23 protein-coding genes and 1 pseudogene are annotated in these 21,449 nt (G+C 70.0%); 10 read left to right on the top strand and 14 right to left on the bottom strand.

Annotated features, from left to right (window positions below):
- Positions 1-77 precede the first annotated feature (77 nt).
- Both AB0P17_RS30820 and AB0P17_RS30825 read left to right on the top strand, forming a co-directional pair.
- Positions 78-1,382, top strand: a complete 1,305-nt coding sequence (locus AB0P17_RS30820) for an MFS transporter (RefSeq protein WP_365815923.1) — start codon at positions 78-80, stop codon at positions 1,380-1,382.
- Positions 1,379-2,086, top strand: a complete 708-nt coding sequence (locus AB0P17_RS30825) for a type 1 glutamine amidotransferase domain-containing protein (protein WP_365815925.1) — start codon at positions 1,379-1,381, stop codon at positions 2,084-2,086. Before AB0P17_RS30820 ends, AB0P17_RS30825 begins: the two co-directional genes overlap by 4 nt.
- A 44-nt stretch (positions 2,087-2,130) precedes the next feature.
- On the opposite strand, the gene AB0P17_RS30830 is transcribed toward AB0P17_RS30825, so the two are convergent.
- The 3 genes from AB0P17_RS30830 to AB0P17_RS30840 form a co-directional block, all read right to left on the bottom strand.
- On the bottom strand, positions 2,131-3,189 hold the full coding sequence (locus tag AB0P17_RS30830; protein ID WP_365815927.1) for a vWA domain-containing protein: 1,059 nt from the start codon (positions 3,187-3,189) through the stop codon (positions 2,131-2,133).
- Between the two features lie 216 nt (positions 3,190-3,405).
- Positions 3,406-3,801, bottom strand: a complete 396-nt coding sequence (locus tag AB0P17_RS30835) for a YciI family protein (protein WP_365815929.1) — start codon at positions 3,799-3,801, stop codon at positions 3,406-3,408.
- A 317-nt stretch (positions 3,802-4,118) separates the two neighbouring features.
- The gene (locus AB0P17_RS30840) at positions 4,119-4,907 is read right to left on the bottom strand and encodes a type 1 glutamine amidotransferase domain-containing protein (protein ID WP_365815931.1); all 789 of its coding nucleotides are present in this window, start codon (positions 4,905-4,907) and stop codon (positions 4,119-4,121) included.
- A gap of 160 nt (positions 4,908-5,067) precedes the next feature.
- Here AB0P17_RS30840 and AB0P17_RS30845 point away from each other — a divergent pair, with 160 nt between their 5' ends.
- From AB0P17_RS30845 to AB0P17_RS30855, 3 genes are all read left to right on the top strand, one after another.
- On the top strand, positions 5,068-5,763 hold the full coding sequence (locus AB0P17_RS30845; protein ID WP_365815933.1) for a type 1 glutamine amidotransferase domain-containing protein: 696 nt from the start codon (positions 5,068-5,070) through the stop codon (positions 5,761-5,763).
- Between the two features lie 349 nt (positions 5,764-6,112).
- Positions 6,113-7,018: a LysR family transcriptional regulator gene (locus AB0P17_RS30850; RefSeq protein ID WP_365815935.1), complete on the top strand. Its 906-nt coding sequence runs from the start codon at positions 6,113-6,115 to the stop codon at positions 7,016-7,018.
- A 64-nt stretch (positions 7,019-7,082) separates the two neighbouring features.
- A complete protein-coding gene (locus AB0P17_RS30855) occupies positions 7,083-8,318 on the top strand; it encodes an FAD-dependent monooxygenase (protein WP_365815937.1) in 1,236 nt (411 codons plus the stop codon).
- A gap of 24 nt (positions 8,319-8,342) precedes the next feature.
- Here the strand turns inward: AB0P17_RS30855 and AB0P17_RS30860 are convergent, their stop codons facing one another.
- The 5 genes from AB0P17_RS30860 to AB0P17_RS30880 all read right to left on the bottom strand — a co-directional run bounded on the left by AB0P17_RS30860 (position 8,343) and on the right by AB0P17_RS30880 (position 12,245).
- A complete protein-coding gene (locus tag AB0P17_RS30860) occupies positions 8,343-9,197 on the bottom strand; it encodes a GNAT family N-acetyltransferase (protein WP_365815939.1) in 855 nt (284 codons plus the stop codon).
- A gap of 212 nt (positions 9,198-9,409) precedes the next feature.
- Positions 9,410-10,249, bottom strand: a complete 840-nt coding sequence (locus AB0P17_RS30865; protein ID WP_365815941.1) for a protein kinase — start codon at positions 10,247-10,249, stop codon at positions 9,410-9,412.
- A 20-nt stretch (positions 10,250-10,269) separates the two neighbouring features.
- A complete protein-coding gene (locus tag AB0P17_RS30870) occupies positions 10,270-11,187 on the bottom strand; it encodes a radical SAM protein (RefSeq protein WP_365815943.1) in 918 nt (305 codons plus the stop codon).
- Between the two features lie 306 nt (positions 11,188-11,493).
- On the bottom strand, positions 11,494-12,012 hold the full coding sequence (locus tag AB0P17_RS30875; protein ID WP_365815945.1) for a hypothetical protein: 519 nt from the start codon (positions 12,010-12,012) through the stop codon (positions 11,494-11,496).
- Entirely contained in the window at positions 12,009-12,245 is a 237-nt protein-coding gene (locus AB0P17_RS30880) for a hypothetical protein (protein WP_365815947.1), read from the bottom strand. Before AB0P17_RS30880 ends, AB0P17_RS30875 begins: the two co-directional genes overlap by 4 nt.
- A gap of 345 nt (positions 12,246-12,590) precedes the next feature.
- On the opposite strand from AB0P17_RS30880, the pseudogene AB0P17_RS30885 reads away from it, so the two are divergent.
- The 3 genes and pseudogenes from AB0P17_RS30885 to AB0P17_RS30895 form a co-directional block, all read left to right on the top strand.
- Positions 12,591-13,313, top strand: a pseudogene (locus AB0P17_RS30885) (helix-turn-helix transcriptional regulator); the annotation flags it as partial.
- Positions 13,314-13,392: 79 nt separating this feature from the next.
- Entirely contained in the window at positions 13,393-13,614 is a 222-nt protein-coding gene (locus tag AB0P17_RS30890) for a DUF397 domain-containing protein (RefSeq protein WP_365815949.1), read from the top strand.
- 182 nt (positions 13,615-13,796) lie between these two features.
- Complete coding sequence (locus AB0P17_RS30895) at positions 13,797-14,558, top strand: hypothetical protein (RefSeq protein ID WP_365815951.1); 762 nt, start codon at positions 13,797-13,799, stop codon at positions 14,556-14,558.
- 197 nt (positions 14,559-14,755) lie between these two features.
- Here the strand turns inward: AB0P17_RS30895 and AB0P17_RS30900 are convergent, their stop codons facing one another.
- Positions 14,756-15,394, bottom strand: coding sequence for a DJ-1/PfpI family protein (locus AB0P17_RS30900; RefSeq protein WP_365815953.1), 639 nt, complete (start codon positions 15,392-15,394; stop codon positions 14,756-14,758).
- 195 nt (positions 15,395-15,589) lie between these two features.
- Between AB0P17_RS30900 and AB0P17_RS30905 the strand changes: the two genes are divergently transcribed.
- A complete protein-coding gene (locus tag AB0P17_RS30905; protein ID WP_365815955.1) occupies positions 15,590-15,913 on the top strand; it encodes a helix-turn-helix transcriptional regulator in 324 nt (107 codons plus the stop codon).
- Between the two features lie 291 nt (positions 15,914-16,204).
- Here AB0P17_RS30905 and AB0P17_RS30910 read toward each other — a convergent pair whose 3' ends face one another.
- From AB0P17_RS30910 to amcB, 4 genes are all read right to left on the bottom strand, one after another.
- Complete coding sequence (locus AB0P17_RS30910) at positions 16,205-16,663, bottom strand: hypothetical protein (RefSeq protein ID WP_365815957.1); 459 nt, start codon at positions 16,661-16,663, stop codon at positions 16,205-16,207.
- 29 nt (positions 16,664-16,692) lie between these two features.
- Positions 16,693-17,379 (bottom strand): pentapeptide repeat-containing protein, encoded by a 687-nt coding sequence (locus AB0P17_RS30915; RefSeq protein WP_365815959.1) that lies wholly within the window; start codon positions 17,377-17,379, stop codon positions 16,693-16,695.
- A 74-nt stretch (positions 17,380-17,453) separates the two neighbouring features.
- Complete coding sequence (amcA, locus tag AB0P17_RS30920) at positions 17,454-17,645, bottom strand: multiple cyclophane-containing RiPP AmcA (protein WP_365815961.1); 192 nt, start codon at positions 17,643-17,645, stop codon at positions 17,454-17,456.
- The gene (amcB, locus tag AB0P17_RS30925) at positions 17,642-18,793 is read right to left on the bottom strand and encodes a cyclophane-forming radical SAM peptide maturase AmcB (protein ID WP_365815963.1); all 1,152 of its coding nucleotides are present in this window, start codon (positions 18,791-18,793) and stop codon (positions 17,642-17,644) included. Before amcB ends, amcA begins: the two co-directional genes overlap by 4 nt.
- 214 nt (positions 18,794-19,007) lie before the next feature.
- Here amcB and AB0P17_RS30930 point away from each other — a divergent pair, with 214 nt between their 5' ends.
- The gene (locus AB0P17_RS30930) at positions 19,008-19,529 is read left to right on the top strand and encodes an NUDIX domain-containing protein (protein ID WP_365815965.1); all 522 of its coding nucleotides are present in this window, start codon (positions 19,008-19,010) and stop codon (positions 19,527-19,529) included.
- 8 nt (positions 19,530-19,537) lie between these two features.
- Here AB0P17_RS30930 and AB0P17_RS30935 read toward each other — a convergent pair whose 3' ends face one another.
- Positions 19,538-20,986, bottom strand: coding sequence for a hypothetical protein (locus tag AB0P17_RS30935; protein ID WP_365815967.1), 1,449 nt, complete (start codon positions 20,984-20,986; stop codon positions 19,538-19,540).
- Positions 20,987-21,449: the final 463 nt, after the last annotated feature.

Here is a 21,449-nt window from a genome sequence, read left to right on the forward strand (position 1 = left end):
GGGAGGGCGTCCGGTGCGCTCGACGCGCCACCGGGCGCCCTTTCCCGTCTCCGGCCACTCTCCAGGGGGATTCCACCATGACCACTGCCGCCACCGGGGCCGCGCGGCGCGGCGCCCCTCGACCACGACGATCACCGACCACTGCCCTCCCGTTCGCGGTGCAGCTCGCGCTGCTGGTGGCCATGGCCTTCGCCATCCCGGCGCAGCTCTATCTCGCGATACCGGTGGCCGACCGCATCCGGACCGCCTACGGGGTGGACGCGGCGTCCGCCGCCTGGACCGGGGCCGCGTTCTCCTTCGCGTACGCCCTCGGCTTCCTCGTCTTCGGGCCGCTGTCCGACCGCGTCGGCCGCCGCCCCGTCCTCGCGGGCGGCGCCCTGGCGACGGCCGTGACCACCGCGCTGACCGCCGCCGCGCCGGGGCTCGGCTGGTTTCTCGCCGGGCGGGCGCTGCAGGGGTTCGCGGCGGCGACGTTCGCACCCGTCGCGCTCGCCTATGTGACCGAGCGCGCGCCCGCCGCCCGGCGACCGGTCGCGCTCTCGCTGCTCACCACCGGGCTGCTGGGGGCGGGGATCGCCGGGCAGGTCTTCGGTGAACTGGTGACGGAACACGCGGACTGGCGCGCCGCGTTCTGGCCCCCGGCCCTCGTGTACGCGGCGGCGGCCGTGGCCTTCTGGCGCATCCTGGCCCCCGACTCCGGCCCCGACTCCGACGCCGGCCCCGACTCCGGCCCCTCCGCACGTGCCGTGGCCGGCACGGCGCTCGCGCTGCTCCGTACCCGTGGTCCGGCGGCCGTGTTCGCCGCCGCGCTCCCCGTGTTCGGCGGCTTCGTCGCCTTCTACGCCGTTCTGGAGCGGGAGCTGCGCCTGACGTACGGGTTCGACTCCAACGGGCTGCTGCTCGCCCAGGCCACCGGCGCGCTGGGGCTGCTGGCGGGGCCGCTGGTGAACCGGCGCTTCGGCGCCGCCGGGCCCCGGGCGCTCGCGCTCGCCGGGTATCTGACGGCGGCGGCGGGGCTGCTGCTGGCGCTGCTCGCCGGGATCGCCGGCGCCCCGGGCGCGATGATCGGCGCGGGGGCGCTTTTCGTCGCGGGTACGGGGCTGATCGTGCCGGGGATCGTCGGCCTGCTCCACCACCTCGCCCCGCACGCACGGGGAACGGCGGGCGCGGTCAACACGTTCGCCCTGTTCGCCGGCGCGTCGGCCGGGCAGCTCGCCGCGGCGCACCTGGGCCTGAGGCCCATGCTCGCCGTGCTCGTGGCCGCCACCCTGCTCGCCTGCCTGACGGTGGCCACCGGCACCCGCCCGCGCACCCCGCGCCCCCGCCCCGACTCCTCCTCCGACTCCCACCCTGACTCCCACTCGACCAGGAGCCTGCCATGACCGTGACCGCTTCCCGGCGCGTGCTGTCCGTGCTGACCAGCCATGGTGCCCTCGGCGACACGGGCGAGCCCACCGGCTTCCATCTCGGCGAGACCGTCACCCCCTGGCGGCGGCTGCGCGCCGAGGGCCACGCGGTGGATTTCGTCTCCGTACGCGGCGGCCGGCCGCCCGTCATCGGGTACGACCGGGACGACCCGGCCCAGCGGGCGTTCCTGGCCGATCCGGCGGGCGGCGGCCGGCTCGCCCGTACGCCACGGCCCGAGGAGGTGGATCCGGGGGCGTACGCGGGGGTGCTCTTCGTCGGCGGCCACGGCACCATGTGGGACTTCCGGGGGCACCCGGTCCTGCAGGAGATCGCGCGGCGGGTGTACGAGTCGGGCGGGGTGGTCGGCGCGATCTGCCACGGCCCGGCGGCGCTCGTCGACCTGACCCTCTCGGACGGCACGCACCTGGTGGACGGCCGCGAGGTGACCGCGTTCTCCCACGCGTCGGAGACCGCGCGCGGGCTGGCGGACGTCGTACCGTTCTCGCTCCAGACGGCGCTGGAGGAGCGTGGCGCGGTCTTCTCGGCGGCTCCCGACCGGGCGCCGCACGTGGTGGTGAGCGGCCGGCTCGTCACCGCGCAGAACCCGCAATCGGCGGCCGGGCTCGCGGAGCGGATGGCCGAACTGCTGCGTCTGCGCGCGGGGTTGCCCCGTGGCTGATCCGGGGTGTCCGCGCCCTTCCGGCGCAGTTCAGGGCGTGCTGATCAGAGCATGATGAGCAGACGCGTGTTCGGCTTGAGCTTCCTGTTCACCGAACGGCTCTGCACGTACACCTCCAGCTTGGGGTTGCGCCCCGCCTTCACGGAGACGGTCCCCCGGATGCCCGTGCCGAAGAGAAGGCTGCGCGCCGCGTCGCCCGTGTAGGCGCGGTCGGTGTCCTTCTCGACCACGATGACTTCCTTGTCGGGCTGCACCTGCACCCGGCTGCCCAACTGGTAGTAGCACGCGCCGCGTTGGTACGTCACGCCCGGATGCGAATCGACGAAGGACCGGATTTCGATCTCGGTGTCGACCTTCAGGAGCCGGTACTTGTCGGCCGCCACCGGTTCGAGGTTGGCCCGTACGTCGTCGACAGATATGTCCTGGCCGACCGCGAACAGATTCTTCGTGCCGCGTACGCCCTGCTCGCGGCCACGGAGGAAGCTGGTGGCCGCGGCACGCACGGTGCCGATCGCCTCCTCGACACCCTCCTGGGAGTCCGCGTCCCAGATGGCGATGTTCCCCGCCGGGAAGCCGTAGTTCTGGGCGGTCCGCTTCGCCAGGGAGTTCGGGACGAGGATCGCGGACGTCCAGTGGCCCGGGAGCGACCCCATCTTCGCCGCGATTCTGTCGAGCCAGGGGCCGAGGATGGTCATGTCGCCGTCGTGCCGCCGGTCCCCGCCGGAGGCGTTCTCCTCGCCGTCCGTCACCACGATCTGGAGGAAGCTGTGCTCGCCGTACTCCTCCCAGATGTGGCCCAGGTCGTCCAGGGACTTCAGAGAGGCCTCGATGAGTGCGGTGGCGCCGTTGTTGACCTTGTACAGACCCCGCATGGACGGCAGGTGTTTCACGTCCATGTCCCAGACCAGGTTCTCCACCCGGTGGTCGAAGGAGTAGAGGCTGATCCGGGTCTCATGGCCGAGGCTGTCCGACTCGGCCTTCAGACCCGCCACGAATTCGTCCACGACCCGTATGAGCTGACTCTGGTGCTGATGCATGGAACCCGAACAGTCCACGACCAGCGCGACGTGATTGACCTTGTGCTGGATCCTGTTGGCGGACATGCGTGTGCTCCTTCTCCGAGGCTCCCCGAGCGATGTCCTCACACTAGGGGGAGGCACTGACAACGGAGCCTGACGGAGGATCACCCGCCCATCCCGGACCCGGACCCGCCCGTCCCGGACCCAGCAGGGTCCGGGACGGCTCGCGCCCCCGGGCGGCGCGTACGGATCCGAATCACCCGGCGGAGCCGCCGCTCACGCCGCCGCTCACGCCGCCGCTCACGCCACCGGCGGCGCCGACGCCACCGGGTGGAGTTCGACCGTCTCGTTGCCCGGCTTCCCGTCCGGGCCCGGTGTCGCGGAGACCTGCGCGGCGAACTCGACCGCCCGCGCCTCGTCCTTCACGTCGATCACCCAGTAGCCGGCCAGGATCTTCTCGGCCCGGAAGTGCGGTCCGTCCGTCACCTCAGGGCCGCCGCCGTGCCGCGCGCTCACGGACTTGACCTGGCCCGGCCCGCCCAGCCCCTCCGCCGCCACGAGCTCACCGTTCTTCACGAGCTCGTCGTTGAGCCTGCCCATGTGCTCGACCATCGCGCCCAGCGCCTCCGGCGTGTAGGCGGCCATGTCGGCGTCCCAGGTCTCGCGGTTCGCGAAGAGCTGCACCATGTACTTCATGTCGTGACTCCCTTGTCCGGTCCGGGGTTCGGCCCCGGCTTCCGTCCGGGGCTTGCGAGGGGTTGACCGTCCGCGGCCCCGGAACTCATCGCATCTAGGGCCTCTCGTTTGGATCAGGCTGGGCTCGCGTGCCCTGGCACCGCGCCTCGCGGCGTTGTCGTCGGTCCACGACGCTCCGCGTCGCCTCCCTCCTCCGCCTTGCGATGCACGGCACCAGACCCCGCTCCCTGATCCAGCCTGATCCAAACGAAAGACCCTAGGACCAGGAACGGGGAGATCTTTTCGGCCCGCCGAAGAGGAATTCCTCCGTCCGGGGATTATGCGGTCATTTCGTGCGTATTCCCGGCCGTCCCCGAACCTGGCGAACCGGCGTATTTCCTGGTATGCCCGATCAGCCAGTTCCCGGGGAGTTCCCTGCCGAGAGCGAGCCGCATGCCGAGGGCCGTCGCTTCCGCCGCCGACGCCGGATTCTGCCCCGTGACCAGGTTTCCGTCGCGTACGACATGGGGCGCGAAAGGCTCGCCCGCCTCGTACCGCGCGCCTCGCTCGCGCAGCGCCTCGTCGAGGAAGAACGGCACGGTGGCGGCCAGCCCCGCCGCCTCCTCCTCGGCCCGGGAGAACCCGGTGACCCGGCGCCCCCCGACCAGCGGCGCCCCGCCGGGCGCCCGGGCCGGCAGCAGCGCCGCCACGCCGTGGCAGACCGCGACCACCACGCCGCCCCCGGCGTGGAAGCGGGTGAGGAAGCGGGCCAGCCGCGGATCCTCGGGGAGGTCGAGCATGGCGCCGTGGCCGCCCGCGATCAGCACGATGCCGAAGTCGGCGGGGGTGTAGCGGTCGGCCGTCGTGGTCGCGGCGAGGCGCTCGCGTACCGTGCCGTCGTCGAGGAAGAGGCGTTGCGGCAGGTCGGAGCGGTCGACGCCGCCGATGTGCGGGGTGCCCTCGCGGGTGCCCGCGAAGGCGAAGTCCCAGCCGGCGCTGGTCAGGGCGCGCCAGGGGTAGGCGGCCTCGGGCAGCCAGAAGCCGGCCTGCCGGCCGCCGGGCAGCCGCGCGACGCTGCTCACCACGATCAGCCCGCGCCGCGCCCCGCTCTCTCCGGGCTCTTTCATATCCATTCCATTCTCCGAAGGGGGCTCACCGTAACGAATTGCCTCCATGAATTTCTCTATGGGGGCGATCGGGCAGATTATTTGGCGGCCGGGATTCCCGGTGCCTACATTCGGTGAACCGGAATCGCACCACAGGAACCACAAAAATCGGAGAACCGTAATGCCCAAGAAGGTTCTGTTCGCGCTCACGAGCCATGGCACCCTCGGCGACACCGGCCGGTCCACCGGCTTCTACGTCCCCGAGGTGGCCCACCCCGCCGCCGTGTTCCGCGCGGCGGGCTACGAGATCGCGTACGTCTCCGTGCAGGGCGGCGAGCCGCCGCGCGACGGGTACAACGCGGAGGACCAGGTGCAGGCCGACTTCCTCGCCGACCCCGGCACCGTCGCCGCGCTCTCCCGCACGGCGGCGCCCGGCGAGCTGTCCGCCGCCGACTACGACGTCGTGTTCTACGCCGGCGGCCACGGCGCGATGTGGGACCTGCCCGGCGCCACGGAGCTGGCCGAGCTGGCCGCCGGGGTCTACGAGCGGGGCGGTGTCGTCGCCGCCGTCTGCCACGGCCCGGCCGGGCTGGTCAACATCCGGCTCGGGGACGGCTCGTACCTGGTGGAGGGCAAGCAGGTCTCGACGTTCACCAACGAGGAGGAGCAGGCGGTCGGGCTGACCGAGGTCGTGCCGTTCCTGCTGGAGAGCCGGCTCGCCGAGCGCGGCGCGAAGATCACCAAGGCAGGGAACTTCGCCGAGCACGCCGTCGCCGACCAGCGGCTCGTCACCGGCCAGAACCCGGCCTCGGCGCTGCGGGTCGCGGAGCTGGTCGTCGAACAGCTGGAGGCCCCGGCCGCCGGAACCGCCGCCTGACCCGCCGCCTGACCGGGACGCGAATACCCGGAAGGGCGGAATTGCGGAGGCGTGGACACGCGCTCCCTCATGCATGTGGCCGCTTCTCGTGCTCTCGGGCACGAGAAGCGGCCATACGTACGTATTCGCCGCGCCCTTACGGGTGTTTTCCACCGACCCGACCGCGCCGCCACGGCATTTCGCGCAGCATGGGCCGAGGGCCTGACCCGAACCGGCGGGCCCCCGGACACCCGGCCTCCCCCGTACGCCCCGCCGAGTGCCGTGAACCGACGACCGACGACCGACGAGCACCACCACCCCGCCGGGCACCGCGCGGGGCGAACGAACGCACAGGGGGACGGCCTTGACCATGGCGGTACAACTGAGCTGGCTGCGGACGTTCGTGACCGTCTACCGCCTCGGCTCCTTCACCAAGGCGGCCCAGCGGCTCGAACTCTCCCAGCCCACCGTCACCCACCAGATCCGCAATCTCGAACGGGAGCTGGGCAAGTCGCTCTTCGAGCGCATCCCCCAGGGCGCCCTCCCCACACCCGCCGCCGAGACCCTGCTGCGTGAGGTGCAGGGCCCGGTCGACGCCCTCGGCACGGTGGTGGAACGGCACTTCGGCGGCACCCCCGACGGCCATCCGCTCTACGTCGGCGGGCCGGTGGAGCTGATCACCTCGCGGGTGCTGCCCGCCGTCAGCGACCTCGTCGCCGACGGACTGCGCCTCACCTTCGGCTTCGGCCTCGCGGACGACCTGCTCGGCCGGCTGATCAGCGGCGACTTCGACCTCGTCCTGTCGACCGTACGGCCACGGCTGCGCGGCATCACCGCCACCACCCTGGTCGACGAGGAGTTCGCGCTCCTCGCCTCCCCGGAGCTGGCCAAGGGCATCCCCGCCGACCGGCTCACGGAGAAGGACGGCCCATCCGTCCTCGCCAAGTACCCGCTGATCGCGTACGCCGAGTCCCTGCCGATCATCCGCCGCTACTGGCTCACGGTCTTCGGGCTGCGGCCGACCGCCGCGCCCTCCCTCGTCGTGCCGGACCTGCGCGGGGCGCTCGCCGCCGTCAAGTCCTCGGCGGGCATCTCCGTGCTCCCCACCTACCTGGCGGCCGAGGAGCTGGTGCGCGGCGAGGTCGTCAAGCTGCTGGACCCCGAACTCCCGCCCATCAACACCTTCTACCTCGCCACGCGCGACGGGGATCTGGGCCGTTCGGACCTCTCCCTGCTCCACGGCCAGCTCCTGATGAAGGCCCGGCTCTGGATGTAGTCGAACGCGGCGCACACCCCCTGCTACTCTTCGCCGTCAATCGATCACGTTGTGTCACCAAGGGGTGTCTGTGAAGGTCGTCTGCGTCGGCGGCGGGCCCGCCGGACTGTACTTCTCGATCCTGATGAAGCGGCAGGATCCGTCCCACGAGATCACCGTCCACGAGCGGAATCCGGCCGGGTCGACCTACGGCTGGGGGGTGACCTATTGGGGCGGCCTCATCGAGAAGCTGCGCGCCCACGACCCCGAGTCCGCCCGTACCATCAGCGAGCGCTCGGTCCGCTGGAGCGACGGGGTCGCGCACGTGGGCGACCTGACCACCGTCCACCACGGCGACGAGGGCTTCGGCATCGGCCGCCGTGAACTGCTCGACATCCTCGCCGCCCGGGCCAGGGAGCTCGGCGTACGCGTCGAGTACGAGCACGAGGTCACCGCCGGGCCGGACGAGGGGGAGCTGGCCGGCGCCGACCTCGTCGTGGCCTGCGACGGCGTCAACAGCGCTCTGCGCGAGCGGGCCGCCGACCACTTCGGTACGGAGGTCACGGCGGGCCGGAACAAATACGTCTGGCTCGGCACCACCAAGGTGTTCAACGCCTTCACCTTCGCCTTCCGGGAGACCGAGCACGGCTGGATCTGGTGCTACGGCTACGGGTTCAGCGACCGGCACAGCACCTGCATCGTCGAGTGCTCCGAGGAGACGTGGAGGGGCCTCGGCCTCCACGAGACGAACGAGGCCGACAGCCTCGCCCTCCTGGAGAAGCTCTTCGCCGTGCCGCTGGACGGGCACGCGCTCATCGGCCGGGCGAACTCCGACGGCGCCGCCGCCCAGTGGCTCACCTTCCGCACCCTCACCCACCGCACCTGGTCGCACGGCCGCCTCGTCCTGCTCGGCGACGCCGCGCACACCACGCACTACTCCATCGGCGCGGGCACCACCCTCGCCCTGGAGGACGCCATCGCCCTGGCGGGCGCGGTACGCGACCACACCGAACTCGCCCCCGCCCTCGCCCACTACGAGCGCGAGCGCCGCTCGGCGCTGCTCCCCGTCCAGAGCGCGGCCCGCTACAGCGCGCGCTGGTACGAGAACCTGACGCGCTACATCCACCTCCCGCCCGCGCACATGTTCGCCCTCCTCGGCCAGCGGCACTCCCCGCTGCTGCCGTACGTCCCGCCCGCGCTCTACTACCGGCTCGACCGCGCGGTGAGCCGGTCGGCGGTGCTCCGCGGCTTCAAGCGCCGGCTGGGCCCGAGGATCGCCCGGACGCTCGCCCGCGCGCGGCGGGCCGGCCCGAAGGGGTAGGACCCTGGCCCGGGCGGGCCCGGTTCAGCCCAGTTCGATGCTGGTGACGGCGTACATTCCCGCCAGATCCACGTCGGGGGCGGGGCCCGTGTACATACGGGCGGCCTCGAAGGACGGGGTCAGCCCGAACCGCTCCATCAGCCGTACGGACTGCTGGTTGACGTCGGGGACGTCGATCGCCAGCGGGGTGCCCGGGGCGGTCGCGGCGAGCGCGTCCAGCAGCGTCGCCGCGATCTCCGGCGAGGAGGCGTAGAGCGGCCCGACACGGCAGGCGCCGCGGGCCGCGCGGCGGACGGCGAAGCCGTGGAGTTCGCCGTCGCGGACCGCCGCCAGCGCGGTGCGGTCGGGCAGGCTCACCCACGCGGCGAGGAAGGTGTCCCGGGGCGCGGGGAAGAACCGCCGGTCGTACGCGGCGAGTTGGGCGAGCGGGACCGTACGGGCGTGCAGCAGCCTGACGCCGTCCCCGGGCCGGGCGCCCGCGTCGCCGGCCGGGACGCCTTCGTAGCGGATGTTGTTCCAGGCGCGGCGGAAGCCGGATCTGCGGTAGTTGTCCTGCTGGCCGACCACCCCGTCGAGGCCGATGGTGCGGCCGGCGAGGCGCGCGACGCCCGCGCGCCAGACCTGGATCCCGTAGCCCTGGCCGCGCACCGGCGGGGTGGCGATGTAGAAGCCGATGAAGCCGAAGTCCGCCCCGTACCGCACGGCGGAGATGGAGGCCACGGCCCGGCCGTCGAGCCGGCCGAAGAGGAAGCCGCCGGGATCGGCCGGGAAGAAGGCGTGTCCGTCGGAGCGGCCCGGGTTCCATCCCTCGTCGTGCGCCCACTCACCGAGCAGGGTGATGTCGTCGACGCTCGCGCCCGTGACCTCGAACTCCGCCATGTGTTCCGCCTTCCGTACCGCCCCCCGTACCGTCTCTGGGTTTACGTGCGGGGCACAGGATGTCACGGGAGCGGAGGGGCCCGGCGCCACCGCGCCGGTGAGGCTCCGGCCCGCGGCCCGTGCGGTATCACCGGGCAGCATGTCGTTTCCGTGCCCGTCGCCGGAACGGGAACGAGCCCAGGAGTCGGAGGCGAAACCGGTCGACCCACCGGTCACGTCGACCAGCTCGGGGCGGGGCCCGACCGCGGAGACCGGGCCCCGCCCCGGTGGTCCACCCATGCCTGAGCTGCTTCCACCATGGCCGCGCGCCATGCCTCATCAGGGCGCCGGTCGGCAATGGCACGAAGCATGCGCAGATCGGCGACAGCGAACACATCGATTGCCTTCGGGTCTGCCTTCGCCCATGCCGTGCACCCGGCGGCCCAGGACTCGGCGGACTCGGGGCTGTGGCCGGCGGAGATCAACTGCACGACGAAACAGGCCGGGTCGATGAAGGCGGGCCCGCGCGTGGGCCATGACCAATCGATGATCCACGACCCCGCATCCCCGGTCGTCAGGTTGGACGGGTTGATGTCGGTGTGCAGGAGGGCATCACCACGGAGGAACGCCAATTCCTCTTCGCTGCCCACGTAGGCGTCCCACCGGTCTTCCGTCCAGTCCCGCGCGACGTCGGGCAGTTCCAGAGCCGCCGCCCGATTGAGGAGATTCACGGCGAGGGGGAGATCCGGCGAGCCCGGTTCGAAGTCGAGGCCACGCTCCTCGATGGCCTCGAAGCCGAGGATGATCCACCCGGCGTCGTCTCCGTCGACGCTCCACAGCAGCCGGGGCGAAAGAGGCTGTACGGAGGGGTTGATCGCCCGTTCCCGGAGGATGGAGTCCTTCCGTCCCCCGGGATTGTTGAACATGGCCTTGACGAAGAACCGCCCCTTCTCGCTGTCGATTACCGCGGAGAAGTCGGACCCGAATCCCCGGGCCGGAACCCGAACGCGGGTGACCTCGCCGGCGTATGGCAGGAGCAGATGCCTGAAGTGGCCGTCGGGCAGGTCATCCACGTCGGGTCTCCTCGGTGCGGTCAGTTCTTGGGGCTGCATTCGGTGCCGGGTGCTCCCGGACGACATGCATCGTTCGGGCCGCACCTCGGGTCGCACGGGTTCTTCGGGACGCAGTCAGGACTACACGGCTGTTTCTGGCCGCCGTCCTTGTCTTTGCCCCACCCCCAGACCTCTCGGAGGGAGTCCACTGCCTCAGACAGGGCGGGGCCGCTCAGAATAGAGGCCAACGAGGCGTCGTGGACATTGCCGACACCTTTCCAGGTGGAGAAGACGCACGGCGCGACGGTACCGCTCGGGTCGATCGCAGCCCTGCCGTCGCCACACCCGCCACACAGATTTGACGCGTCCGGTTTCTGCCCACCGCACGCCCGTCCGAACTCCCGGATACGGTCGATTCCGATCCGGCTGACGCCGATCGACTCAAGGTCGGCCCTTGATGCTGCGATGATCTGTTCGTTGTCTCCGACGATGCCGACTCGGATCGGGACCCCGAGTCCGATCGCTTTGACGATGTTGGCCCGGGTCCTGGCGTGACTCGAACGATGGGTGACCTTGTTGTGCTCCGACGCCTTGTCCGAGTAGTACGACGTGGCCAGCGACATTCCCTCGCGCTGGAAAAGGCCCCAGCGCTGCGCCGACACGTGGACAAGGTTGCTGTACACCTCTACGCGCAGGCCGACGGTCAGCGCGTGGTCCACCAGTTCCGCGAAGTCGGGGTGCACGGTCGGCTCGCCGCCGATGAACTGTACGTCCGTGACACCGGCGGTCGCAGCCTGGTCCAGTACGCGGATCCAGTCCTCGCGGGACATGGTGCCGTGGGTGCCCTTCGGACCGGACTGGTTGTAGCAATGCCCGCATTCGAGCTGGCACTTCCGTGTCAGATCGCACCACAAGAATCCCGTGGTGGTCTGTCCGACGAGTAAAGCAGCAGTCGCCATGCTCTTGCCCTTTCACTCATGGTCCTGGATCTCGTTTTTCGGTGATGTGAGGAAAGTCGGGTTTGGCGCATTGTGTCGAGTAGTGGCCTCCCCGCACGCCCCCTTGGCGTGCGCGACTAAGTGCTTACTTTTAGTCACCATCATGGTCTCGGATGCGCATATACGGAACATGGCGCCTGCTTCCGCCCCAGAAGTGTCCATCAACGTGTGAAGGGATCGGCCAGGAGCCATGCGGCCGCCGCGTAGGCGGCGAGCGTGGAGCTGATGACGAGTGCGGTCCGTACCGCTCGCATGGCTCGTGCGGCATCATCGGGGCGCATGTCGTTTCCGGGCCCGTCGCCGGAACGGGGACGAGCCCGGGAGCCGGAGGCGGAGGTGGAACCGGTCGAACCATCGGGGCTTGCGGTGTCTCCGGCGGCAGGGGCGTGCTGCGTGGTGCGGTAGTACGTACGCGGGTGCGGGCGGGGGCAGTGCTCTGAGGGTGTACCGGCCGCTGAAGTCGTCGGCGCCGAGAGTGAACTCCGCGCCCGCGAGGGGCCGTTCCTGTGCCGCTTTCTGTGCTTGGAGGTCGTGGCACCAGGACCGGAGTGCGGTGGGTGCGTCCGGCACGGGCGCTTTTACGGGGACGAGCGTGCCCGGTGGAGCCCACCCGGCCCCCGGGTCGGGGTCGAGGCCGTCGGCGATGCGCCGGGCCTGGCGGCGGAGGAAGGAGAGGGCGAATTCCGGCGATGCCGCCTGCCGGGCGGCGAGGACGACCCGTACCCACGTACCGTTGACGGGTCCCTCGCAGACCACGGTCACGTGGTAGAACCGGGCGGCGCTCATGTCCGCCGCCCGGCGGGGGGCCGCTGCCGCCGGTGGAGTCGTGCGAGGGCGCGGAGTTGGGTCCGTTCCCGCTCGGTCGCCGGGCGGAGCGCGATCAGGGCGGCCTGCCAGGTGTGCCCGGAGGGGCGGACGAGACAGGCCAGCGGTCCGGCGAAGGAGCGGATGACGCCGGGCATGTCCGCCCGCCGGTCGAACACCGCCATGCCGACGCGCAGATCGGGACCGGGCGTCATCCGGCGTCACCGGCCCGCCGGTGCGGGTGCGCCGCGATCTGGCGCGCACAGTGGGCCGCGCTGGCCTCCCCGATCCCCCGGTGAGCGTTCTCCCGCCGCCTGTCCCACCAGTCGCACAGATCGCAACCGGGCACCGGGACCGGCCGCCGGGGACCACTGGCCGCGGTCACGGCGGGCGGCTCGTCTGTCATGTCTTCGCCCGTTGGTGGGACCGTCCGCTGATCCATGCTCCGCGCCTCCAGTGCCTACGTATTGTGTTCGTCCGACTACAGATTCGGCGTCGGCGCGTAGTCTCAAAAGAGGCGAAGCGATTCCAAGCGGGTTGTGAATACTGGGAGTTGAACCATGAACGATGACCCGGGCACACCAGCGGAGCAGTTCGGCAAGGAGATCAAGTGCGCGCGGGAAGCACGGGGGTGGTCCCAGACGGAGTTCGCCGACAAGCTGTTCTGCAAGCAGCCCTACGTGAGCAAGACGGAGAACGGACAACTCCCGTCGGCGCAGTTCGCGGAGCAGTGCGACAGGGTGCTCGGCACGTCCGGCACGTACACCCGGATGCGACAGCGGGCGGCCGACGCGGGCAACCCGCTCTGGTTCATCCCCTACCTCCAGTTGGAGCGCGAGGTGGCAAGCATCTGCGACTATGCCGCCACCCGCGTCACGGGGATACTGCAAACCCCGGATTACGCCGAAGCCGTCTTCCGGTCCGCCCGTCCGCAGGACTCGGCGGTCGAGATCAAGAAGCTGGTGGCAGACCGGTTGCGAAGGCGGGAGGTGTTCGACAGCCCCCACCCCCCATCGCTGTGGGTGATCCTGCACGAGGCGGTTCTCTGGTCCGGGGCGGGCGGCGCAAGTGTCATGCGGGGGCAGCTTCAACACCTGGTGGATGCGTCCGAGTCTCCGCACATCACGGTCCAGGTCTTTCCCTTCCGCGCGGGCACCGCGTCGCGAGCACTACCGTTTAAGGTGCTCACACAGCAGGACGGAACCGAAGTCCTGTACGAGGAGACTTATGTACGAGGGCAGGTGGACGACTCGGCGGAAGCGGTAGCCGAAGCACGGGCGGCCTACGAGGGGCTGCGCGCGGACGCACTGTCACGCGATGACTCCCTCTCCCTCATTCGGCACGTTATGGAGGCGTACACCCATGACCCCCACCCCCGACCTCTCCCGCACGGAGTGGGTCAAGAGCAGCTACAGCGAAGGGAACGGAGGCGACTGCGTCGAATGGGCCCCCGAGTACGCAGATTCCGGCGTCGTCCCCGTCCGTGACTCCAAGGACCCGAACGGACCCGTCCTGGGCTTCCCCGTCAGCTCGTTCGCCTCCTTCGTGGCGGGCGTCAAGGCCGGCGAGTTCCGCACCGCCTGAGCCCGCAGCACAGCGCGTACCGGTTCACCAGGCCCCGTCCCCCCTCCCCTGGAGTGACGGGACCCGGCCCGTTTTCCCCCGGCCGTAAGGGAGGCGGTATTGGTGTTGGCTGTGGGGGCGGACCCGGTAGATTGGCGATCTTCGGGTGGCCGCAGTCTCCTGGAGTCCCAAAGGTAGACGCCATGCAGAACCGCGACCTGACAGCCGCACGACTTCGCCTCGACAGCGCACTGGACGGCCTGAGCGCTGTCTTCCGCGGGATGTCCGCCCACCCCGATGAAGCCAACTGTGAATGTCACTGGGGAAGCGCGGAAGACCTGGCGCTGCTGAAGACGCCGGATACGGAACTCGACCCCGACCTTCTGCGCCGCACCTGGCAGGCAACCGACTGGACCTACAAGGCTTCCGTGCTGCGTCGGATCCTGCCCCAGTTCGCCACGGCTCTCACCCGCGGCCTCATCGCGCCTCTTTTTGGTATGGAGGAAGTCGGACGCACCTTCCACCGCGCCAAGTGGCAGCAGTGGCCCGCCGAGCAGGCCGCAGCAGTGGAAGAATTCCTGCACGCATGGTGGGCCCACGTCCTCACCGATCCGGACCCCACCGTGCCGCCGTACGAAGTCCTCGCCCTGAACGCCGAGGCCTCCGCCATGCTCAGTCCGTGGCTCCGCACCTGGGAAGCCCGGACTCACCCCACGGCCGACCAGCACTTGGCGGAAGCGGTGACCCACTGGGAGTGCAAACTGCTCGGGGATTTCCTCCCCTGGGACACCTGGCACGACGAGGACGACATGCGCGCCGGGCTGACAGCCTGGCTGCTGTTCCATGCCTCCGCTCGACTGCAGGCCCACGGCGCTTCCGAAGAACTGCTCCACCGGATACGGCTGCTTGGCCTCGCCTGCCCCGACCGCTGGGAGGACCCGCACTGGCCGGGGTTCGGCTACTGAACCCCGAGCCGTGTTCCGCCACACCGGCGGGTCGGGGCTTGAGCTTCGGGCTTCGGGGTGGGGGTTCGTGCGGTCACGAGGGTTTCGGCGGGCTCGTACGGTCCCGGCTCACCGCCACGCTGCCGGCCGAACCGGCGGACACGCACAGCGACTGGTGCCGCGGGCGACCTCGCCGGGGTCGCCCGCGCACCGCGTGCTCAGTCCTTTTCCAGGAACAGTTCCTTGGCTCGGGCTGTGACCAGCGGGCCGGCCTTCTCGACGCTGCCCGCGTCGAAGGGCGGCTGCGGGTCGTACTCCACCATCAGCTGCATGGCCTGCGCTGTCACCTGGTCGGTGAGCAGCTCTGCCAGGCGCAGGGCCATGTCGATCCCGGAGGAGACGCCGGCGGCCATGATGGTCCGCTGCTCCAGGTGCTCGACCACTCGGGTGGAGACCGGAGCGGCACCGAGCTCGGTCAGCTTGGCCATGAAGGCCCAGTGCGTGGTCGCTTCGAGACCGGGCAGCAGCCCCGCGGCCGCCAGGAGCAGGGATCCGGTGCAGACCGAGGTGGTGAAGCGGCTGGTGGCGTGGGCGGACCGCAGCCAGTCGAGGAGGACCTTGTCCTCCAGCAGGTCGAGAACGCCGATTCCACCAGGCACGACGATCACATCCGGCGCGACGACCTCGTCGAAGTTTTTGTCGACGGTCAGGCCGAGGTATCCGTTTTCGGTGCGGACCTCGCCGCGCCGGTGGCCCACGAAGGTCACCGTGGTGTCGGGCAGTCGCTGCAGGGTTTCGTAGGGCCCGATCGCGTCCAGGGCGGTGAGGCGAGGGAATAAGACGACGGCGATGTTCATTCGGGGATTCTTCCGTGTTCGGCCGGATCGCTTCCGGCAGATGTCAAGTGACGTACTCAAAGCCCCGAAACCGGCACGGGGCGACACTTGTCCCCTGGTCGCAGGGGCTGCGAGTGCCCGGGAGGGCATGTCGTACGACGCACCTCGTAGTACGACGGGGGCCGTACCACGAGCGGGTTGAGTAGAGTTGAACTCATGCGAACGCTGCCTCATCCCGCGACGGAAGCGGTCCTGCTCGACACGGTCCTCGCCGCGCTCGCCGACCCCTTGCGCCGGCGCATTGTGCGTCAGCTTTCCGACGGGGATGAGGCGCAGGCCTGTGGTGCGTCCAACCTGCCGGTCGCCAAGTCGACGTCGACCCATCACTTCCGGGTGCTCCGCGAGGCGGGTGTCATCACGCAGCACTACCGCGGCAACAAGATCCTCAGCCAGATGCGTGCGGACGACTTGGAAACCCGCTTTCCAGGCCTGTTGCAAGCGATCCTGGCCGCAGACCAGGTGACCGTGGTCGGGCCGTAGTCCCCATCCACCGGGGCTGAATCCGGCCGCCGTCCGACTTTCGCCAGGCGTGACTACGAGGCTTGAGCTTCGGGGGTCGAGCTCTGCTTGTGAGGATCGGTAGGTTCTTGTTTCCCACCCACCCACCCTCCCTGTCGCGGAGGTTGACGTTTCGCGATCGGGTTGCCACGCAGGGTGAGTAGCGTCTAGCGTGCCCCTGAACGGAAAACGGCCTCCGCCTGGTGTTGGAAGCACCTGACGGAGACCTCACCAGCTAGATCAAGGCGTTGATCTTTGTGGCTGCTTCGCAGTTTAGTGTTGCGCCGCCGCGCGTGCACACCGCTTCCTATTCGATGGCCAGTGCCGGGTACGGCAAGCGTTCGGCTGCCGGTCAACCGGGCCCCTCCGCCGATGAGCGGAGTCCTCGGTGGTGGTGGTCCAGTTGCCGGGGCTGGCCGCGCACCCTAGGAGGGTGGTGGGCCAGCGGCCATTGAGGGGGTCGAGGCGGGCGGCGATTTCGAGCCGGCCGGACAGGTCGTCCGGGTCGAGCGGCGGCAGCTGTCGGTGTACGAGCTCGATGCGGATGCTCTCGGGCGCCGAGTCGTCGGCCTGGTGCCGCTCGGCCTCGTCGGCGGTGAGGGGTACCCAGTCGCCGCTGGGGACGATGGCGCCGTGGTCGTAGCCGGGCTCGCTGCCGGTCTGCCGAACCGGTGCGACCTCGCACCGGCCGCGTATGTCGTCGTACGTGTCGAATACGAGTCGCGGGCCCATGGCCGTGCCTCCCTGGGGCAGGTGCGGGGCTACTTGTCGTCGAGGTCTTCGCCGAAGGTGACGTCCAGCTCGACGGTGAGGGCCTCGGCGAGCTGGAGTGTCTGGGCGTGGTCGATGACGATCTGCTTGAGCGAGGCCAGGCCGCGAAGCTGGGAGAGGTCGTTGCCCCGGAGGTCCAGGTCGCGGTACTTCCCGCCGTCGAACTCGGTCAGCCGTAGATCGCAGTCGTCGATCAGGACATCGCCGAGGTCAGCGGCGGCGAAGGTGGTCTCGCGCAGCGAGCACTTGGCGAAGATCACGGGGCCGGTGGCCCGGACGCGGGTGAGAGTGCTGTAGTCGATCTTGCAGTTCTCGAACAGGACGTTGTCGAGTGTCACATCTTCGAGTGCGGCGCCCATGAGCTTGCAGTCGCGGAAGACGGCTCTGGAGATCTTGCTGTCGGTCCACTGCAGGGAGGCCAGGTCGCAGCCGGTGAACTCCACGGAGTCGACACGGAGCTTCTCCAGGCGGGTGCGCTGGGCCTTGAGGCCGGTGATCCGCCCGTCCATCAGGTGGGTGTCGGCCAGGTCGAGGTCCCGCAGGTCGGCGTCGGCGTAGTGGAACTCCGCCACCCGGCCACGGCCGCCCTCCAGCGAGGTGACGTTGGAGAGGTAGAGGCCCGGCTCGCTCAGGGCAGGGAGCGTGACGCTCGTACGGCGGATCGTGCGGGTGTCCATCAACAGCCTTTCAGCGCGGTAGCTCGGTCGCCGGTGCTGCCTGCACGCCCGGGGCGTGCAGGCAGCGGTGCGGCCTACTTCTTCTTGTTCCAGTTGTCCCAGGTCGGGCGGTTGTCGAAGGGAGCCGGGTTCTTCGCCCAGTTGTCCCACGTGGGCCGGTTGTCCCACGCCGCTTCAACGATCACCGGGGTCGGGACGTCGTGCGTGGCTGTCAACTCCATCACGACGGGGGTGGTGGATGTGGCGAGCCGGTCCAGGATCTTCATGCGCCAGCCTCCTTGGTTGCGAGGGTGGACAGGGCCGTGACCAGGGCCTGCCGGGAGACCTGGCAGTAGTTGGTCTCGGTGGTCGTGAGGTCGCCGTTCTCGAAGTAGCGGTTGGCGGCCTGGGCGCCGCGGCAGAAGTCGAAGAACTCGCATTCGGCCTGGCAGCGGTCCAGGCCGGTGAGGAAGTCGCGTACGTAGCACAGCCGGTGGGCATCATGGAGGATCTCGGGCAGGGCGCGGTCGAGGATGTTGCCGGCTACGAAGTCGCCGTACTCGGGCGCCGCCGTGTCCGCGAGTTCCGGGGAGAGCAGGACCACGTCTCCCTTCCAGGAGATGGTGGGGATCGGGTCGAGGCGGCGCCTGTCCCACTCAGCTCTCCGGCCGGACCGGATCAGCTGGAGGTACTCGGCGAGCCGTTCGACTTCCCGGACCGCCGGGGCGTCCGGATGCTCGCGGGCCCAGGTGAGGGTGCGGCGCCAGAACTCCTCGGCCTGGCTCGCGGTGGGCGGCTGCCGGTCGGTGTTGGCCCCTTCGATCTCCTCGATGTTGAAGCCCACCGAATGGCCGCCCAGAGAGGTCAGGAACTCCAGCAGTTTCTCCGGCATCGCGATGCCCAGGGTGCTGACCACTGAGATGACGGAGAACGGGATGCCATGCTCGCGCAGCTGCGAGATGCCGCGCAGGATCCGGTCGGAGGCGGGCTTGCCTCGCAGGTCGACGCGCTCGGCGTTCAAGGCGGCCGGGCCGTCGATACTCACCCCGACGCGGACGTCGTACGCGGCCAGCAGGTCGCACCACGTCTCGGTGATCAGCGTCGCGTTGGTCTGTACATAGTGGTGGACTCGGCCCGCCCGCCGCAGGGCCTCGAACGGCGCGAGCAGGGCGGCGAACTTCTGCCGGCCCACGGCGAGCGGCTCCCCGCCGTGCCAGACGATGCCGATCGGACGGCCGCTGTCGTCGAACTGGGCCACCGCCTGCGCCAGGGCCGCGGCCACCTCCGGGGGCATCTGGTGCTTGAGCTTGCGAAATGGCAGGTAGCAGTACCGGCAGTCCAGATTGCACCACGTCGTGGGCTGCACCACCACGGTCTGCGGGGCCGCGAACCGCTGCTGGTACCGGGCACGCCACGGGAAGGGGCGAGAGTGCATCAGGGTTCTCTCCTCAACGGACAGAGGGCAACGCCGGCCCGCAGTGGGTGCCGCGGAGCGGGATGTGACCACGATCCGACCCGCGATGACGTGTACGCGATGACATCGCGCTGTCATTGCCGATGACATGTCATCGGTGCGGCGCTGACACGGCGCTGAAGTGGTCTCGTCTGCACGGGAGTTCGAGTGCTTCCCTGTGGGCTATCGTGGCGGGGTGCCTCGCTCGATTCTGATCCACGACGGCCAGACCACCCGCGATGTCGGTTTGGTGTACTGCTGCTCGGGCTACCTCGTCGAGCGTGGCAAAGTGCTGCTTGTGCACCACAACCGCTTCGACAAATGGGTTCCGCCGGGCGGTCATATCGAGCCCGGGGAGTCCTTCGCGGGCACGGCGGTGCGCGAGTTCAAGGAGGAGACGGGGCTGCTGGTGGAGGCGATCTCCAGTCAGCCGTCCATCCACCCGGCCGACCACAACGCCACTCCTGAACCCGTGCCGTTCTACGTGGACATCGAGCGCGAAGGCTTTCCAACGCCGGCGCTGGTCCAGTTCTTCTACGTCCAGCGGCAGCCGGACACCCGGGAACAGGCCGTGGAGGCACAGCTCGAAGAGGTGCACGGGGCCGCCTGGTTCGGCCTGGAGGACCTCGACACCCTCAAGACCTTCGACCAGGTCCGATCCCTGGCGCGGTTCGCCATGCTGAACTACCCGGTGGCCGGGGAGCGCGCCACGTCGTAGGCGGCGGCCTACCGCCCCGCGAGGTGATACCCGCTGGCCCCGTCCACCGTGCCGGCCAGCAGTAGCCGGGCCGGGGCGCCTCCGAAGGCCGCGGAGACGGCCTGGTTGACGCGCTGAACGTACTTGGGCACCGAGGACGGGGCGACGTAGAGCTTCGCCGCGATCCGCACGGTCGACACCCCCTCCTCGGGGGCGTCGTACACGACCTTCACCACGTCGAACAGGCGCTCCGACAGCTCACACGCCACGTTTCCTTCGCTGTCGCGTGCCCCGAGGAGGACGGTCCGGCCCGGCCCGAGGGCGACATGGACGATGACCATCTCGGCCGGCGCCTCGCTGGCGTCCTCGGAGGTGGTGTCGGCAAGGTTCATCCGGGCCAGACGCCGCATCGCTTCCTCGTAGGCCGACACGTACGCGGCCCGGATGGTGGCGCGCTTGCCTGAGGCACCCGGCTCGTTCCACAGCCCGGCCTCCGGGTCCCACAGTTCGTTCATCAACTTCCACGCCTTGGCGAGGCGAGGATCGCGCGGGCTCGCACCGGCCCGGATGGCGGCCTGGGTGCACAGCGCGTACGCCATGTGCTCCCAGGCCGTGCCCTGCACGTCCTTGTCGTCCTCGACGAACTCCTCCCACCGGTGATGGTTATGCAGCAGCCACTGGCCGGCCTCGACGACCACGCCGGACAGCCGCTTCCGGTGCACCGGGCCGTGCACCCCGCCCACCTCCCGCAGAACGTCCCGGTGCGCGGGCTCGCCGCCGGGCCCGATACCGGCACAGACGGCCGACAGCGCGAGCAGGCACAGCGCGGTCTTGCTCGGGCTCGGATCGGTGTCGACATACGTGCGCCACCCCCATGCCCCGCTCGGGCGCCGGTGGTAGAGCAGGCCGTGCACTCCGTGGTCGATCAGCGGCTCGACGCGCTCCAGCAGGCCGCTGGTCTCCACCCCGCCGGGTAAGAGGAGTCCGGGGCCGAAGTCATGGAGGGCATCTCTGAGCTCGGCGAGCCGGTGCACCACCAAGGCCGTCTGGTGCAGCGAGGTGTCGTCGAGTCCGAGGACTTCGGGCCAGCCGTGGTCGACCTGATGGTCCTCCAGCCAGCAGACGCACCAGGCCGCGGTCTCCGCGACGCCGTTGTGGTGGAAGAAACGAGGGTGGGACAGCAGTCCGGCCAGGCCGAAGGCGATGAACCGGGTGTGCTCACCACGACCGCCTTTGGGCCGTGGCCGCGAGTGCTCCGGGATGGCGCCGGTGAGGAAGTCGAGCCCCTGGCGAACCGGCTGTCCGGCGATGCCGGCGGCCCGCAGAATCGGCAGGACCTCGCTGGTGTTGACGATCGACGAGACCGAGGTCAGGGTGAGGCCCCATCCGCCGTCATACCCCTGGTTATGCAGCAGGGTCCGGGCGGCCTCGCCCGCTCTGGTCGTGAACGCCGCGAGCCCCACGTGCGCATTTTTCATGATTCGCCTCCGCCGCCGAACGCCCCGGACCGCCGGTCGGACCGTACCCAACTCGGATATAAACGACGCGCGTTCAGGGTCGAGAGGCTGCGGTGCGTGGTCGTGAAGCAGTTCGTGTTCCAGCATGCCCAGGACATGTGGCCAGCGGGCAAGACCCTGCTCCACGTGTATCTCACTCCACACGATCAGGTCCGACGAGTCGACGCCGACGAGATCGGCGGTGGTGGCCTCCCCGCATTCGTAGGTCTCGGCGGCTCGGGGCTTGAGCTTCGGGCTTCGGGCGAGGGATCCCGAGGGTGCTGAGCTGGTCGGATGGAGGTGGTGGGGTGGGTCGGGGCTTGAGCTTCGGGGGTCGAGCTCTGCTTGTGAGGATCGGTAGGTTCTTGTTTCCCACCCACCCTCCCTGTCGCGGAGGTTGACGTTTCGCGATCGGGTTGCCACGCAGGGTGATGAGCGTCTAGCG

This window comes from Streptomyces sp. NPDC088124 (assembly GCF_040685895.1).
Lineage (GTDB): Bacteria > Actinomycetota > Actinomycetes > Streptomycetales > Streptomycetaceae > Streptomyces.

Excerpts from the sequence above, each read along its gene's own strand:
- AB0P17_RS30840 (WP_365815931.1), bottom strand. The coding sequence starts at position 4,907 with ATGAAAGAGCCCGGAGAGAGCGGGGCGCGGCGCGGGCTGATCGTGGTG.
- AB0P17_RS30825 (WP_365815925.1), top strand. The coding sequence starts at position 1,379 with ATGACCGTGACCGCTTCCCGGCGCGTGCTGTCCGTGCTGACCAGCCAT.
- AB0P17_RS30875 (WP_365815945.1), bottom strand. The coding sequence starts at position 12,012 with ATGAGCGCCGCCCGGTTCTACCACGTGACCGTGGTCTGCGAGGGACCC.
- AB0P17_RS30915 (WP_365815959.1), bottom strand. The coding sequence starts at position 17,379 with ATGGACACCCGCACGATCCGCCGTACGAGCGTCACGCTCCCTGCCCTG.
- AB0P17_RS30830 (WP_365815927.1), bottom strand. The coding sequence starts at position 3,189 with ATGTCCGCCAACAGGATCCAGCACAAGGTCAATCACGTCGCGCTGGTC.
- AB0P17_RS30890 (WP_365815949.1), top strand. The coding sequence starts at position 13,393 with ATGACCCCCACCCCCGACCTCTCCCGCACGGAGTGGGTCAAGAGCAGC.
- AB0P17_RS30910 (WP_365815957.1), bottom strand. The coding sequence starts at position 16,663 with ATGGGCCCGCGACTCGTATTCGACACGTACGACGACATACGCGGCCGG.
- AB0P17_RS30860 (WP_365815939.1), bottom strand. The coding sequence starts at position 9,197 with ATGGCGGAGTTCGAGGTCACGGGCGCGAGCGTCGACGACATCACCCTG.
- AB0P17_RS30835 (WP_365815929.1), bottom strand. The coding sequence starts at position 3,801 with ATGAAGTACATGGTGCAGCTCTTCGCGAACCGCGAGACCTGGGACGCC.
- amcA (WP_365815961.1), bottom strand. The coding sequence starts at position 17,645 with ATGAAGATCCTGGACCGGCTCGCCACATCCACCACCCCCGTCGTGATG.
- AB0P17_RS30880 (WP_365815947.1), bottom strand. The coding sequence starts at position 12,245 with ATGACGCCCGGTCCCGATCTGCGCGTCGGCATGGCGGTGTTCGACCGG.
- AB0P17_RS30905 (WP_365815955.1), top strand. The coding sequence starts at position 15,590 with ATGCGAACGCTGCCTCATCCCGCGACGGAAGCGGTCCTGCTCGACACG.
- AB0P17_RS30935 (WP_365815967.1), bottom strand. The coding sequence starts at position 20,986 with ATGAAAAATGCGCACGTGGGGCTCGCGGCGTTCACGACCAGAGCGGGC.
- AB0P17_RS30895 (WP_365815951.1), top strand. The coding sequence starts at position 13,797 with ATGCAGAACCGCGACCTGACAGCCGCACGACTTCGCCTCGACAGCGCA.
- AB0P17_RS30845 (WP_365815933.1), top strand. The coding sequence starts at position 5,068 with ATGCCCAAGAAGGTTCTGTTCGCGCTCACGAGCCATGGCACCCTCGGC.
- amcB (WP_365815963.1), bottom strand. The coding sequence starts at position 18,793 with ATGCACTCTCGCCCCTTCCCGTGGCGTGCCCGGTACCAGCAGCGGTTC.
- AB0P17_RS30900 (WP_365815953.1), bottom strand. The coding sequence starts at position 15,394 with ATGAACATCGCCGTCGTCTTATTCCCTCGCCTCACCGCCCTGGACGCG.
- AB0P17_RS30850 (WP_365815935.1), top strand. The coding sequence starts at position 6,113 with ATGGCGGTACAACTGAGCTGGCTGCGGACGTTCGTGACCGTCTACCGC.
- AB0P17_RS30870 (WP_365815943.1), bottom strand. The coding sequence starts at position 11,187 with ATGGCGACTGCTGCTTTACTCGTCGGACAGACCACCACGGGATTCTTG.
- AB0P17_RS30820 (WP_365815923.1), top strand. The coding sequence starts at position 78 with ATGACCACTGCCGCCACCGGGGCCGCGCGGCGCGGCGCCCCTCGACCA.